The organism is Candidatus Cloacimonadota bacterium (assembly GCA_034722995.1).
Classification (GTDB): domain Bacteria; phylum Cloacimonadota; class Cloacimonadia; order JGIOTU-2; family JGIOTU-2; genus JAGMCF01.
Genome location: JAYEOL010000021.1, coordinates 6,612 through 22,041, shown reverse-complemented (window position 1 = coordinate 22,041; position 15,430 = coordinate 6,612). Strand labels below are relative to the sequence as shown.

The 15,430-nt window shown below is 34.3% G+C and carries 13 protein-coding genes; 10 read left to right on the top strand and 3 right to left on the bottom strand.

Features of this window, described 5'->3' with window-relative positions:
• The 10 genes from U9R23_02635 to U9R23_02590 all read left to right on the top strand — a co-directional run.
• On the top strand, nucleotides 1-1,457 hold a 1,457-nt coding region (locus tag U9R23_02635), incomplete at its 5' end, for an ATP-binding protein (GenBank protein ID MEA3475332.1).
• Nucleotides 1,458-2,022: 565 nt separating this feature from the next.
• Nucleotides 2,023-3,471, top strand: coding sequence for an RNA polymerase factor sigma-54 (gene rpoN, locus U9R23_02630; protein ID MEA3475331.1), 1,449 nt, complete (start codon nucleotides 2,023-2,025; stop codon nucleotides 3,469-3,471).
• Nucleotides 3,472-3,503: 32 nt separating this feature from the next.
• On the top strand, nucleotides 3,504-4,832 hold the full coding sequence (locus U9R23_02625) for a replication-associated recombination protein A (protein ID MEA3475330.1): 1,329 nt from the start codon (nucleotides 3,504-3,506) through the stop codon (nucleotides 4,830-4,832).
• 428 nt (nucleotides 4,833-5,260) lie between these two features.
• Nucleotides 5,261-5,845: a hypothetical protein gene (locus U9R23_02620; GenBank protein ID MEA3475329.1), complete on the top strand. Its 585-nt coding sequence runs from the start codon at nucleotides 5,261-5,263 to the stop codon at nucleotides 5,843-5,845.
• A gap of 21 nt (nucleotides 5,846-5,866) precedes the next feature.
• The gene (locus U9R23_02615) at nucleotides 5,867-6,163 is read left to right on the top strand and encodes a hypothetical protein (protein MEA3475328.1); all 297 of its coding nucleotides are present in this window, start codon (nucleotides 5,867-5,869) and stop codon (nucleotides 6,161-6,163) included.
• A 448-nt stretch (nucleotides 6,164-6,611) separates the two neighbouring features.
• Entirely contained in the window at nucleotides 6,612-7,334 is a 723-nt protein-coding gene (locus U9R23_02610) for an isoprenyl transferase (protein ID MEA3475327.1), read from the top strand.
• Nucleotides 7,335-7,360: 26 nt separating this feature from the next.
• Nucleotides 7,361-8,179, top strand: a complete 819-nt coding sequence (locus U9R23_02605) for a phosphatidate cytidylyltransferase (GenBank protein ID MEA3475326.1) — start codon at nucleotides 7,361-7,363, stop codon at nucleotides 8,177-8,179.
• 4 nt (nucleotides 8,180-8,183) lie between these two features.
• Complete coding sequence (dxr, locus tag U9R23_02600) at nucleotides 8,184-9,329, top strand: 1-deoxy-D-xylulose-5-phosphate reductoisomerase (GenBank protein MEA3475325.1); 1,146 nt, start codon at nucleotides 8,184-8,186, stop codon at nucleotides 9,327-9,329.
• A 251-nt stretch (nucleotides 9,330-9,580) separates the two neighbouring features.
• Nucleotides 9,581-10,447 carry a hypothetical protein gene (locus U9R23_02595; protein MEA3475324.1) on the top strand — a complete coding sequence of 289 codons (867 nt, stop codon included), beginning with the start codon at nucleotides 9,581-9,583 and terminating at the stop codon, nucleotides 10,445-10,447.
• A 116-nt stretch (nucleotides 10,448-10,563) separates the two neighbouring features.
• Nucleotides 10,564-13,008: a DNA internalization-related competence protein ComEC/Rec2 gene (locus U9R23_02590; GenBank protein ID MEA3475323.1), complete on the top strand. Its 2,445-nt coding sequence runs from the start codon at nucleotides 10,564-10,566 to the stop codon at nucleotides 13,006-13,008.
• A 159-nt stretch (nucleotides 13,009-13,167) separates the two neighbouring features.
• Here the strand turns inward: U9R23_02590 and U9R23_02585 are convergent, their stop codons facing one another.
• From U9R23_02585 to U9R23_02575, 3 genes are read right to left on the bottom strand one after another with little or no spacing between them, the layout of a single operon-like run.
• Nucleotides 13,168-14,043: a 3-methyl-2-oxobutanoate dehydrogenase subunit beta gene (locus tag U9R23_02585; GenBank protein MEA3475322.1), complete on the bottom strand. Its 876-nt coding sequence runs from the start codon at nucleotides 14,041-14,043 to the stop codon at nucleotides 13,168-13,170.
• Nucleotides 14,040-15,188, bottom strand: a complete 1,149-nt coding sequence (locus U9R23_02580; protein MEA3475321.1) for a transketolase C-terminal domain-containing protein — start codon at nucleotides 15,186-15,188, stop codon at nucleotides 14,040-14,042. The genes U9R23_02585 and U9R23_02580 overlap by 4 nt, the downstream gene beginning before the upstream one ends.
• Nucleotides 15,185-15,424, bottom strand: coding sequence for a 4Fe-4S binding protein (locus U9R23_02575; GenBank protein MEA3475320.1), 240 nt, complete (start codon nucleotides 15,422-15,424; stop codon nucleotides 15,185-15,187). Before U9R23_02575 ends, U9R23_02580 begins: the two co-directional genes overlap by 4 nt.
• Nucleotides 15,425-15,430: the final 6 nt, after the last annotated feature.

Sequence of the window (15,430 nt, the reverse complement as noted above, 5' to 3'; positions counted from 1 at the left end):
TAAACCACCTTTTTGAAAAATTACTGGGATATACAAAAAAAGAATTAATCAATAAACAGTCACTATATCTTATTGCTCAAGAAGATAGAAAGAAATCAGTTGAGCATTATCAAAAGGCTGTCTCTGGAGAACCTGTTGAGTATGAAGCTGCAGTTATAACAAAGAATGATAAGAAAAGGATATGCTGGCTGAAGCTAAGACCAATAAGGGATAATGGCAAAATAATTGGTATTCATGGTATTGGTAGGGATATTACTACACGAAGGCAGGCACAGGAGGCTTTACTTAAAAGCGAAGACCAACTTCGCCAATCTCAGAAAATGGAAGCTATTGGGAGGCTGGCAGGTGGGATGGCACACGACTTCAACAACCTGTTAACAGCTATCACAGGATATAGTGAGCTCCTGTTGAATAAACTTGACGAGCTTGACCCTTTGAGTAAATACCCTAAGGAAATTAAGAAGGCTGCGGAAAGGGCTAGTGCACTCACAGGCCAACTCCTAACATTTAGCCGTAAGAAAGTACTTAAACTTAAGGTATTGGACCTCAATACTATAGTAACTGATATGGAAAAGATGCTCCATCGTTTGATTGGCGAAGATATAGAGCTTACCACTACATTAAGTCCGACATTAGGACAGATAAAGGGGGATACAGGCCAAGTCAGTCAAATTATTGTGAATTTAGTAGTTAACTCCCGTGATGCAATGCCCGAGGGTGGCAAGATTTCCATAGAGACCGCTAATGTTGATTTAGATGAGGATTATGCCCGCCACCATGCAGAAGTCCAGGCAGGTCACTATGTAATGCTGACTGTAAGCGATACTGGATGTGGAATGGATGTGGAAACACAATCTCGTATCTTTGAGCCCTTTTTTACAACCAAGGAAGTAGGCAAAGGAACGGGCTTGGGCCTTTCTACTGTCTATGGTATCGTTAAGCAATGTGGTGGCAGCATCTGGGTATACAGCGAGCCTGGAAAGGGAACAACTTTTAAGATATACCTACCCCGGATAGAGGAGACCATAGAATCACATAAACCAGGCAAGGCTCCTGTAGAACTGCCACAGGCGTCAGAGACTATTCTAGTTGTGGATGACGAACAGGTCATTTGTGATTTGATTTGCGAGGTGTTAGAGACGAGTGGATACACGGTCTTGACCGCTGGTTTAGGCAGTGAGGCAATCTCAATCTGCAAGCAGTATAAGGAACCAATCCATTTGATAATAACAGATGTAGTAATGCCCAAAATGAGTGGTCGGGAGTTGGTCAAACAGTTGAAACCCTTGCGACCGGAAATGAAGGTGCTCTTTATGTCCGGCTATACAGGCAAAGATGTTATTGCCCGCGGCATTTTGAAGCCAGAAACAACATTTATTCAGAAACCAATGACACCCGAAGTCCTGAAGCGAAAAGTCCGTAAAGTGCTGAATGCATCTCAACAGAAAAAGGAGTAATTCTATAAGAAGTAGACCGAATATTGCAGAACGACATATTTGTAAATTACCCAGAAGGCGACAATATCTATTGTCGCCTTCTATGATAAAAAATGTAAGTAAATGCGAGTGGGGTAAAGGTTATGATTTAAAAGGCATTTTCCCTCATACTGGACTTCATCCGCCAGCTGGCGGATGAAGTCCAGTATGAAGACTTTTAATATCGCTCTGAACTCCACACCAGCAAGCTGGTAGTGAAGTCCAGGCTTAAAAGGAGCCGTCAGGGACCACTCCCTGACGATGGCAGAAATCAAATTCTGTTGAAAAGAGCAATTGGGGTGTTCGTCACGGAATGGTCCGTGACGACTCTGTAAAAAGAGTTATCAAAATTTGTTTATTACAGAATCTCACTTGTTGTCTCGTATTGCATTTAGTTTATGAAAAAATATCATAAACTCAAGTACAAAAAGTATCCAACCTACTCTCTACAAACGATGTTGCCATGCCTATGAAAATTTTTGGGGGTATGCATGATTTTTCTAACAATTATTGACATAAATTTCTTTAAAAATTAAATTTAATAATTATGGCAAAGTTAAATATTGGAGTAGGACATAAGCAAAAGCTTGAGCAAAAGTTAAAACTCTCACCACAGATGATTATCACTGCGGAATTGCTTCAAAAACCAATGCAGGAATTAGAAATTGCTCTAAAGGAAGAACTCCGATGTAATCCCTTCCTCCAAGACCTAAGTTCTGAATCTCTTGAGGAACAACTTATCTCAGATGAAGAAGTTGAAGAAAAAGATGAAAGCTCACAAGATGAAGATATTGAAGATTACGATTTGTCTGAAAAAATTAAAGAGATAAGTAAAATTATAAATGATTTGAGCGATGTCAGAAACACTCAATTTGATATTGAACGAAAAGATAAATCCATTCCAGATTATGATAGATTTGAAGATTATGAAAGAGAACAGGAAAATGTCTGGGAACAGTTTCATAACAATGTTAGAGAATTACCTTTAAATAAAAATGAACACCAGTTTGCAGATGCAATAATAAATAGTTTAGACCAAAATGGCTATCTTGATTCCTCCCTTGAAGACCTCACTGATACAGTTTCAATGCCTATTTCCCGTGCTGAAGAAATACACTCTATGATAATGCAAATCTATCCAAGAGGTATCGGAGCAAGAACTCTTTCTGAATGCCTCCTTGTACAGTTAGATGAGGACCAACTTGAAAATAAGGATTTGCTTTCTATTATCAAAAATGACCTAAATTTAACGCAACAACATAAGTATGATAAATTAACAAAGAAATATAACATATCTATAAAGGAATTACTTGCTTTAAAAGAGACTATCAGCCATCTGGATCCAAAACCTGGCAGGAGAATTGCTTCAAAAAATCTATCTTATATTCTCCCGGACATCACTGTAAAAAAGATTGATGAAAGATTAGAAATTATTATAAATGATTCTTTTATCCCAGAAATTGCTATTAATGAAAAATATATTAGACAGATGCTTTCTAAATGTTATGATAAAAAGAATACTATAAAATACATAAGGTCCAAGATTACATCTGCAGAAAATTATGTTAAAGCAGTATGGATGCGAAGGGAGACTTTATATAAAATTGTTGCTGAAATGGTACGGCAACAGCCTAAATTCTTTAAAGATGGTTTAAAAAAATTAACACCAATGAGATACGAAAATATTTCAGATAAAATTAATTTAGATGTATCTACGGTCTGTCGTGTTGTAAAGAATAAATATATTGATACACCTCTGGGTGTTTACTCATTAAAATGGTTCTTTACAAGTAATGTTGGTGATGTTTCATCACAAATCATCAAAAAGGAAATTGTCAAAATTATTGAAAGTGAAGATAAATTCTCTCCGCTTAGTGACCAAAAAATAGTTCATTTATTGACGCAAAAGGGAATTTCAATTTCTCTTCGTGCAGTAACAAAATATCGTAATCAAGCAGGCATCCCGGTAAGCAGATTCCGTAAACAGCTCCGTTAGAAGCGAAATATTTGTAACCCCTAACAAATAAAATGAAAGAAGATTTATTTGCAAAAATTGTAAAAATAGACTATAAAGACACCCCTTTAGCCTATCGGGTGCGACCCCAATCTCTAACCGAATTTGTTGGCCAGAAGGAAATATTAAGAAAGGATTCTCTCCTGCGAAAAATTATAGAGAATGACCAACTCACCTCTTTAGTCTTCTGGGGACCACCCGGAAGTGGTAAAACTACTTTAGCAAAGATTATTGCAAAGAAAACGAATGCTAAATTCCTCTCTTATAGCGCTGTATTGTCTGGAATTGCTGAGGTTCGGAATGCAATGCGTGAGGCAGAATACAATCTTGTTAACAAACGCAAAAAAACCATTCTTTTTATTGACGAAATCCACCGCTTTAACAAAGCTCAGCAAGATGCATTTCTACCTTTTGTGGAAAAAGGCATAATAATTCTGATTGGCGCTACTACAGAAAATCCATCTTTTGAGGTCATACCACCTTTACTATCCCGCTGTAAGGTAATCGTCTTGGAAAAATTAACTGAAAACAACATCTATAAAATCGTGTCCAGAAGCTTTGACCATCCAAATGCCGATATAATGAAGTATAGAAAAATGTTTGATGAGGATATTTTAAGATATCTAAGCCAATTTGCTGGCGGAGATGCTAGAGTTGCTCTTAATGCAATAGAACTGATTATCAAGGCATTTGGCAAGGAAAGCAAAAGACTTACAACGACAAAGGTAAAAGAATTGCTCAAGAAAAACAGTATGTTTTACGATAAAAAAGGAGAGGAACATTACAATCTTATTTCCGCTCTGCATAAAAGTATGCGTGGTTCTGATGTTGATGCAGCTTTATACTGGCTGGCAAGAATGCTTGAGAGCGGTGAAGACCCACTTTACATCGCTCGTCGTCTCATTCGTTTTGCATCCGAAGATATAGGTCTTGCAGACAATCAGGCTTTAGAGATAGCAATCGCTGCAAAAGAGGCAGTTCATTTCGTCGGTATGCCGGAAGCTAGTAATGCACTTGCGCAAGCAGTTATCTATCTTACTTCCGCACCAAAAAGTAACTCCGTATATATCGCCTATAATAAAGCAGCAAAAATAGCAAAAAATAGCGGTCATCTCCCGGTTCCTTTGCATATTAGAAATGCTCCTACAAAGTTGATGAAGGAACTTAATTATGGCAAAGATTATAAATACTCACATAATTATAAAAGTCATTACAAATATCAAAAGTATTTTCCTGATAAAATGAAGGGAATGAAGATCTTCCATCCACAAGAAATCGGTTCTGAACGAGAAATAAAGAAGAGAATTGAGTGGTGGGAGAAGTTGAAGAAGAAAAATAAATAGCAAAAATTGTAACGCCATATAGCAAGTGGATAATAAACTCTGTATTCTATTTAATATTCCTATGAAATCACTGATTATATCGTGACAACTTGGCAGATTATACTATTATGCATTCCAATAGAGAAAAAATATTACTGATTCATCTAAAAATTTTTCTGAAATGAAACTGAAAATAAATCTTTTGTAAAATATGAAGTTACGCTTGATATGAAAAAATAAAAAATAGTTGACAGAAATGTAGTTTTAATTTCAAAAAGAACCAAAATTTAATACTAAACTGTGTTTTTAAATTAGTTGAGGAAAATCTATGGAGATATGTTATCTATTACCAAATTTTTAAGTATAAAAAAGAAATGTTAAAACCCATATTTTTACAATTATTTACATATTTGCGGAATGAATTCAAGTATTTAAAACTATTTTTCATAGTGCTTTTGGCCTTTTTGCCTCTATTTTGTTGCTCCCCAAAAAACAATAGATCCCCAATTGACGAATTACAATTCAATGTAGACAGGACATTAATAGAAGAGCCATATACAGAGTCAACTATAGGTATTTCTTTTTGCCCACCACTTCATTGGAAACCAGTTTCAGCTAAAATTTTAGCCCAAATTGAAAGTATTCAAAAAGAAGCGACACCAGACAGTTCTGATGATTTTCAATTGACCCCCTCTCAAGTTTTTGTTGATACTAACGATAATGCATTTTGCTTTCTTTCTCAACTAGGAGCAAATGATACTCAGAATTTAGATGAAATAGCAAATAGATATAAAAAAGCATTGAAAAAAAAATATTCAAATGGAGATTTTAAAGAAGGAATTTTTCGATTAAAGGGCTTCTTTATAAATCAATTTATTATTACTGAAAATGGTTTAGTCATTTTGAAATTGCTTATAAGCTCTCCATCAACAACTCCTTTTTTATTGGATTATATAATTCCATTATCTGTTTATGAAAAGAATTTAAAGGCTATTGAGTCTTCAATTGGTTCAATAGAAAAATTAAAAAATTAACAGAGAGGAGTGCAAAGAAATATGATTAAAAAAATTACTTCTGTTGTTATTATCATTCTTTTCCTGACAATTCTTGTTGGTTGTATGGCACATGTTCATAAAATTGGAAGTGGGCCACAAGGGAAAGGCATTGAGACTGCACGTCAATGGTATGCTTTATGGGGATTAATCCCTATCAATGAAGTAGATACTAATTCTATGGCAGGTGAGACTACTGATTATGAAATTAAGACTGAAACAACTTTAGTTGATGGCTTAATTAGCTGTTTTACTAGTTATGTAACTATCAATTGTAGAACAGTTACCGTTACAAAATAATTGGAATTTATCTAATTGAAGACTTTAACCTTTAATATAATGAATGGCTTCAAATAATTGAAGCCATTTTTATTTCTACCTGGGATGAAAAAATTGAAATTCAATATCAGAAGTTGGAAAATATCATTTATATCCTTTTATTCAATAAAAGGTGTCAACATTTTCGTAGCTATTTTTGATGATAGGATAGAATTTACTAATCCCGGGAGATTACAATTCAGTTTGCCTTCGGAGGATTTGTTCATTATGTTCTTAGAATAGGAAATAGAATGCTGAAAGGAACAAATCCCCCCAAAAATTTGGTGAAACTTTCCGATAAATTAGAATCAGCAGAACAGCGACTACGAAAAGATCATCAACTACCTATGGGGTTCATTTTCGCATCCCTTTTGCAAAGACTTTTTTATTGACAAAATTATTATACTTCTGATAAACTCAACAAGTTCCTATGAAAACCAAAGAAGAGCTAATCATTGAAGTCAGGAAGGGTGCTATTCCCAAACATATTGCTATCATAATGGATGGTAATGGTAGGTGGGCAAAGCAAAGAGGTCTCTCGCGTATTAAAGGACATCAAGCTGGTGTAAAAGCTGTGCGAAAAATTGTTGAAACATCAGGGCATCTCGGAATTAAATATCTTACTCTCTATGCATTTTCCACGGAAAATTGGACTCGTCCCAAGAATGAAACTAAAGCTGTGCTTAATCTTATTGAAAGAACATTGATGAAGGAAATTAACAATCTTGCAAAAAATAATGTAATAGTGCATTTCATAGGCTCCCAGGAGGGATTAAGCCAAAGATTCGTTAAAAAAATCAACAAAGCCTATCAAAAAACTAAAGACAATACTGGCTTGAACTTAATATTAGCCGTTAACTATGGTGGCAGAATTGAGATTATAGAGACTGTAAATAAAATCCTGCAAAAACAAGTTCATGAAGTCACTATTAAGGAATTCGCTAATTATCTTTATACCAAGAAATTTCCAGACCCGGATATGGTTATTCGCACCAGTGGTGAACTCCGAATTAGTAACTTTCTTATCTGGCAGGCTGCATATTCTGAATTGTGGTTTACAAGAACACTTTGGCCAGATTTCACTCCAGAAGAATTTTTGCATGCTATTTTAGATTTCCAGAAAAGAACTCGTAAATTTGGTGGTATTAAATAACCACTATGAGCTGTATACAATAAAATATGAGACCTGTTGCTTTAAGAACTTTATGTGCCTTTTGTTTTGGACCTGTCTTATTAATATGCGCCTGGTTCGGAGGCATTTACCTTCAAATCCTTATCAGTATAATTTCTATTCTGGGTGTAAGAGAATTTTGTGCGCTTGTTAAACAAAAGAAAAAAATTCAACTAAATTTCCCTATTATTATAGCCGCATCACTTTTTATAAACTGGTATATCTTTTTTATTGGATTGAATAATATCATATTTGTGTATATTTTAATCTTCATTTTAATCATTGCTTATGATGTCTTCTCAAATAATATTAAACAATCAACAGAAAGAGTTTCATACACTATCTTTGCATTGTTGTATATCCCTTTGCTTTTAGAATTTTTGTTCCTTATTAGTACTGTAAAGTATGGAAATATACTCTTAATATTTCTAATGGTTTTAGTCTGGATAACTGATACAGCTGCCTATTTTGTTGGTGCGAAGTTTGGCAGACATCGCAATATTTTTAAAGCAAGTAGAGAAAAATCTGCTGAGGGATTTATCACTGGTATAGTCTCTGCCTTTATTTTTACATATTTGCTTAACTTGGTTGTCAGAGCTATCTGGAAATTTAATTTGCTTACAGATTGGAATGATATTCTTGCCTGTGGAATTATTGTGGGTATTATAGGTCAACTTGGTGACTTAATGGAGTCTAATTTAAAAAGAGATTTTCAAGTAAAAGACACCTCTAAACTACTACCTGGACATGGTGGAATCTTAGATAGATTTGACAGTCTTATGATAAGCGCCCCGTTTTTGTATTTCTACTTTAGTTTTATAAAATAAGAAAATGTCACGAAAGAAAATCGCACTTTTAGGAGCAACCGGCTCAATCGGCAGGTCAACCATAGAAGTTGTCAAAAGGCATTCAGACAGGTTTCAGATTGTGTTGGCAACTGCTCATAATGACTACAAAAATTTATTAACATATGCAGAACAATTAAAAATTCCAAATTTAATAATTACAAATGAAGGCGTAAAGTCAAAAATAAACACAGATAAAAGGATCTATTTTGGGGAAAATGAATTATTAAAAACCCTGGACAGTCTAAACTATGATATTTTATTAAATGCAATAGCTGGTTCTGCAGGTTTAAAATACACAATCGCTGGATTGCAATGCAAACATACTATTGCACTGGCAAATAAAGAATCATTGGTAATGGCTGGCGATATCATAATGAAAATTGTTCAAGAAAATAATTGCAACTTAATTCCGGTAGATAGTGAGCACAGTGCAATTATGCAGTGTTTGCTTGGAAATTCTCTGTCATCCCGGGTAAGAAAAATAATCCTTACAGCATCAGGAGGTCCATTCAATAATTGGGAGTTGAAAAATTTTGATAAAATTACAATTAAAGATACCCTTCAGCATCCTACATGGAAAATGGGAAACAAAATTACAGTTGACTCCGCAACAATGGCTAATAAAGGTTTGGAGGTTATTGAAGCTCATCACCTCTTTGGTTTGAAATATAGACAGATTGATATTGTTATCCATCCGCAATCAATTATTCATTCTATGGTAGAATTTATAGATGGTTCCATTCTGGCTCAACTCAGCTATCCAGATATGAAAATTCCAATCCAATTTGCCCTTTCATATCCAGAAAGAATTTCCGAATCAGCGAAATTTACTGACATCGCAACTTTACCAAATCTGACTTTTCAAAAAGTTGACTACCAAAAATTCCCTTTAATAAAAATTGCTTATTGGGTTGGAGAAACTGGTGGGATTATGCCAACTGTCTTTAATGCTGCCAACGAAGCTGCAGTTTCGCTGTTTTTAAATGAGAAAATTAAATTTATTGATATTTATAAAATTGTAGATAATTGTATATCTAAGTCAGAAAATATCTCAAATCCAGACTTAAAAACAATTTTGGCTATTGATAAAAAAGTAAAAAAAGAGATTTTTAGTAAATCAGTGAATTAGTAAACTTGTTCACCCCGTTAGATAATTATGTTTTTATATAGATATTATATTATCCGCCAATTGGTTGATATTAAAAAAACGATATAAATTTTTTTAATAAATTATCTAATGGGGTAAATTAGTAAATTTATTTACCCTTTGGAATGCAAAGCTATTCCATCAGGGTTAACTGGTAAATTTGTAAATTAGTTAGACAAAATTAATCCTTTAATAAAAGGTGACGAAAAAAAATAAAAAATTAGGAGACTTTAATGAGAAGGAAAAATTTAGTATGGGTATTACAAATAATTATTTTAAGTGTTATTTGTATTATTGGATGTGAAGATAATAACAATAAGCCAAATGTGGAATTTATTTATCCATTATCCATCGGAAACAATTGGCAATATGAAAATATCTTTACATTAGATTTTGACTCTTTAGCAGCTCAGAATGGTTTATCTGACACGATATATTACTCATCTGGATTAGTAGAAATTATTGATAATGAAGTTATTTTTGATACTCTAAAAGCCTTTAATTTCGCATCAATATTAAATGAGGATGGTAACATTTTTACAGGAAATGAATATTACAATAATAAAGATAATTGTTTATTTAGTTACGGTTATATACATCCACTAATGATGACCCCAAAAGTTAGTCAAAAATATGCATATCTTATATTCAAAAATAAAAAATTCAATAATGTAAGAGAAATTATTACTTGGATAGAAAAAGGATATTATGGTAACGAGTATTCTAAAGAAGACAGTATCATTTTTGATCCAGTGAAATCTTTAGATTATCCATTAGAAGAAGAAAAGCAATGGATTTATAGAACTGAAACTTGTGATGGTAAACCTTGGAGAATAGATAAGAAAATATTAGAGTGGGAAGAAATTGAAGTTCCAGCTGGTAAATTTAATTGCTGGCGAATTCAATGGCTAAATAATCCATTTGGTTCGGAACCTAATTGGGACGAAGATATAGTTATGTTTGATTATATTTCAGAAAAAGGTTTAGTAAAACGCATAATTGAATTCAAGAATTCTGAAGCTTATGACGAAGAAGGAAATTTTATTGGATATCTGGATACAAAAGATGAAAAAATCTTAACTGAATATGCAATCGAATGATTATCATAATTTAGTAAAAGCTGTCTAATCCGAGCGTTAACTGGTAAATTGGAAACCAACAAATATACCAGTTCACAAGTTTACAAGTTCACAAATTCACCAGTTTACTAAACATAATGACAGAGAAAATCTCAAATAAACCTTTCATTCTGATTACAACATTCTTTGCTCTTGGCATAGTAATTTGTCATATTTTATACCTATCTTTTTGGATATATTTCATCTTTTTTCTTTGTTGTTTTTTAACCCTTATAATTTTTAGATTTAAGCCAATTTTTTTACTATTTTTACTCGTTCTTTCTTTTGGTGCATTCCGCTTCTCTTTTTCAACACTTCGTCCCAAAAACCATATTTCACAAATAACTAATGAATTAGGTGAACAGAAATTACATATATCAGCTCGTATCATTGATGAACCCCGTAGTCCCCGATTAGATCGGGGACAACGAGGTGAACCAATTCCTTCTGCAAGTAAAACAAGACTTATATTATCTCTCCAAAAAATTGAGCAAATCTCTGTTTCTGGCAAGATTTCCGCTACAGTTATTGGACAATTGAACGCTAACTATGGTGACCATATTTTCTTCTATGGCAAACTGCAAGAACCATGTCCTAATAATAATCCTTACAGTTTCAATTACAAAGAATATTTAAAAAGCAAGAGTATTTATGCTACTGCTTTTCTTTATTTTTACCCTGTTAGAGAAGGATTTTCTAATAGGGCTAAATCTATAAAAATAAAGAGTGGTCAGCAAAATCTCTATTCTGTTCTAATAATCAAACCAAGGAAATGGTTACGAAACCGTATTGAAAATCTATTTCCACAAAAAGAGGCAGGATTTCTCAAAGCAATCCTTTTAGGCGAAAAACAGGCTTTAGACAAAAATATCAAAGAAGATTTTGCAAATTCCGGCTTGAGTCATATTTTGGCTGTTAGTGGACTCCACACAGGAGTAATTGCTTTAATCATTCTTACACTTTTGCAAGTAATAATTCGGAAACGAAACTTAGCGAGAATTTTTACCACCCTGGTACTTTTCTATTATGTTTTGCTTTCGCATTCAGCCCCTTCTGTTCAGCGCGCTGTGATTATGATCAGTCTGATTTTAATTGGAAAAATTATACAGCGGAAAGGAGATAGTGTAAACATTTTATTCGCTGCTGGCTTTATAATCTTGTTGATTAATCCCCAGCAGATTTTCAGTGTTGGATTTCAGTTTTCATTTCTTTCGGTATTTGCTATTTTGGTTGTCTATCCTATCTTTGCCAAGATTTTATATAGACTGAAGGGAAGATGGGCACTACCTTACTGGCTTTTGAATCTTATGGCGATTAGCTTCGTGGTTCAATTACTGCTCGCTCCACTTACAGTATATTATTTTCATAAGATTGCTTTGGGGGGAATATTGGCAAATGTCGTAGCGATTCCACTTATTTCTTTCATCCTGCCTTTGTCAATTCTAACTATATTCTTTCCAATTGTCGGTATAAATATTTATTATGTAGCGGCAAACAAATTTTTGCTTAACATTCTTTTTGCAATTTCACATTTAGTCAGCAGCCGGAAAATTTTGCTCTTTGATTTTTTGAATTTTGAAAAGTGGCAGGTTTTTGGTATCTTTTCAATCTTAATCTGTTTGATTCTAATATGGAAAGAGAAAGACAGAATCTTCAGAAAAGTTAGCTATATCATAGGTTCAGCCTTTCTTGTTTTAGGTATAGTTTTCCTGCCCGCACTTTTATACTCGCCTAAAATTGAACTAACGGTTCTTGATGTTCGCACTGGAGATGCAATCTTTCTGCAGACACCCTCCAGAAAAAGCATCTTAATAGACACAGGAAATAAGACAAACAAGATTGATTTTGGCGAAAAAGTAGTTTTCCCATTTTTGCAAAGTAAACAGGTAAGAGAGCTTGATTTACTGGTTCTCACTCATCCACATGCAGACCATATAGGCGGAGCAGGCTATCTGTTAGATAAGATAAAAGTCAAATCGGTTTTGATGCCAAAGTGTGAATATAATTCTTTACTTTACCATAATCTATGTCAAAAGATAAAAGATAAGAATATTGAAATTATTTATGCGGACACACTGCTTGTCTTTGATGAGTTTCCCAGGATGAGGATTAAATTGCTTTTCCCATATTCTGGATTTTCAAGTAAAAACATCAACAATTATTCTATAATCCTGAAATGCGAGTATAAAAATTTTTCATTCCTTCTTACTGGTGATGCTGAAAAAGAAGTTGAATTCTGGCTTTGTGCGAAGTATGAGAAAGGCTTAGATATTGATGTATTGAAGGTTTGCCATCATGGAAGCAACACTTCTTCTACAGATAAATTTTTAGAATTAACTTCTCCAGATTTTGGAGCAATTTCTGTTGGTAAATATAATCGTTATGGATTGCCCAGCACAAAAGCATTGGGCAGATTACAAAGTCATAATGTAAGATTTTTCCGCACAGATGAAGATGGTGCGATTATTTTCTCTTCTGATGGAAACGATTTAAGAATCAAAACTATACTTTCTAATAAGGAAGTCTTTATTCCAGATATATAGGTATATAAAAGAAAGAGCCGCCGGGGAGGCGGCTCCCTTTAGTAGAGTAAAGGAGGGAATTATGAGGAATCACACTATATAAATTTTAAATTTTCCTTGTCAAGAACTTTTACATTTTTTTTATTTTTTATTCAACAAAATATATTTAATCAATTGAAACTAAGAAAGTTTTCTTAATAATATTTCGTAGTCCTCGTCAACTCTTTTCTGAATAAACTCAACTTCTTCCTCTTTAAGATGTTTGAATCTACCTTGATATTTAAAATATTCGGTTATAGGCTTTCTTTCTTTAACCCTAATTGTTTGTCTATATCTTATTCCATCTTCTACTTCATAAATAGGAAATACATTTGTCTGCACTGCTAATTTTGCAAGTTTAACAGTATATTTGGGGTCTGATTTCCAACCAGTTGGACAGGGAGCAAGAACATGTAAAAACTTAAATCCTCTTGTTTCTTTAGCTTTTTTTAGCTTCTTTATAAAATCCTCAGGATAACCTACAGAAGCAGTGGCGGTATAGGGCACTCTATGAGCTACCATTATTTCAACAATATTTTTCTTACGCCCTCTCTTGTAATGTTTAACAGGTGTGGTTGTGGTCCAGGCACCATGTGGAGTTGCAGAACTTCGCTGAATTCCAGTATTCATATATGCCTCATTATCATAGCAAATATAGAGGATATCATCATTTCTTTCAGCAGAACCAGATAGGGCTGCCATTCCGATATCAAAAGTACCACCATCGCCAGCCCACGCAATTACATTAGTTGATGTTTTACCTTGAATATCCAAACCTGCTTTTATGCCAGATGCCATAATAGCAGCTGTTTCAAATGCAGTATGAAAAAGCGGAACCCCAACAGCAGTATAAGGGAATGGTCCATCGATAACAGACCAGCAGCAAGCTGGAAGTGTCAAAATCGCATCCTTACCAAAAACCTTTAGGGCATATCGCATCGCCAAAGAACCGCCACAACCCTGACATGCAAGATGACCCGGTTGCATTATTTCCTGTTCTGGAATTGTTAATCTCATAATTTAACTCCTTTCCAAATTAGATCTTTCGGTGTATCGTTTTTAAGAGTCTCATCTGCAATATCTTTTATATCCTCAATTTTTACATCTCTACCACCAAGACCAATAATGTATCCCCAGACAGGAATCTCTTTCTCATTATAAAGAGCAGATTTTAATTCCTGAGCGAAAATTCCATGATATCCGCAAGAGATATTACGGTCAATTACAGCAATTTTCTTACACTTTTGTATAATTCTAAGAACATCTTCTTTGGGATAGGGACGAATTATTCGGATTTTAAGATTGCCAACTTTTTTACCCTCTTTTCTTAGTTCATCAACTGCAACATTAGTGGTTTCAGCAATTGTTCCAGAGGTTACTAAAACCAAATCTGCATCTTCACATCTGTATGGATGAATCAAATCATAATAACGACCAGTAAGTTTTTCATATCCCCTACCAGCTTCTTTAATAACAGGTATAGCATCTTCCATAGCTTTTTGCATCTTATATCTAAATTCATAATAGTGTTCCTCACTTGTAAGTGCACCAAAAGAGCGTGGGTCATTTACATCAAGTTTATATTCTGGATTGTATGGAGGGAGAAATTTATCAATATCTTCAATAGGAGGCATATCAACAACTTCTAAAGTATGCGAAAGAAAAAAGGCATCAAAAGTGATAAATGTTGGTAAAAGCAATTTCTCGCTAACTTTATAAGCTAAAATTGTTGAATCCAAAATGTCTTGAGAGCTTGAAGCATAAATTTGCATCCAACCTGTATCTCGTTGTGATAAACTGTCATTTTGGTCAGCCCAGATAGACCAGCCGGGAGCCATAGCACGGTTGACATTTGTCATTACAATTGGTAGACGAGCCAGTGCCGCCCAATGCAACATCTCGTGCATCAAAGCCAGACCTTGCGCACTTGTAGCAGTATAAGCTCTAACACCAGTTGCAGAAGCACCAATACAACCAGACATTGCTGAGTGCTCTGATTCTACCTTAATAAATTTAGCATCAAGTTTACCATCTGCAACAATCTCTGATAATTTTTCTACAATTAAAGTCTGGGGAGTAATTGGATAAGCAGAAATTACCTGAACTCTTGAAAGCTGAGCGCCCCATGACGCGGCATAATTTCCTAACATTGTCTTTTTCATTTTCCCTCCACTTCCATATTAATTGCATCTTTTGGACATTCTTCCGCACACATCATACAACCCTTGCAATAATCATAATCAATTACAGGCTTTTCATCAATAATACGAATAGCAGGTTCTGGGCAGAATTTCCAGCAGATAAAGCAGTTGATACATTTATCATAGTCAATTACAGGACGGACATTACGCCAACTGCTAGTTTTATTCCAAGTCATAAGTCCAAGAGAGGCGGTCATAGGCGG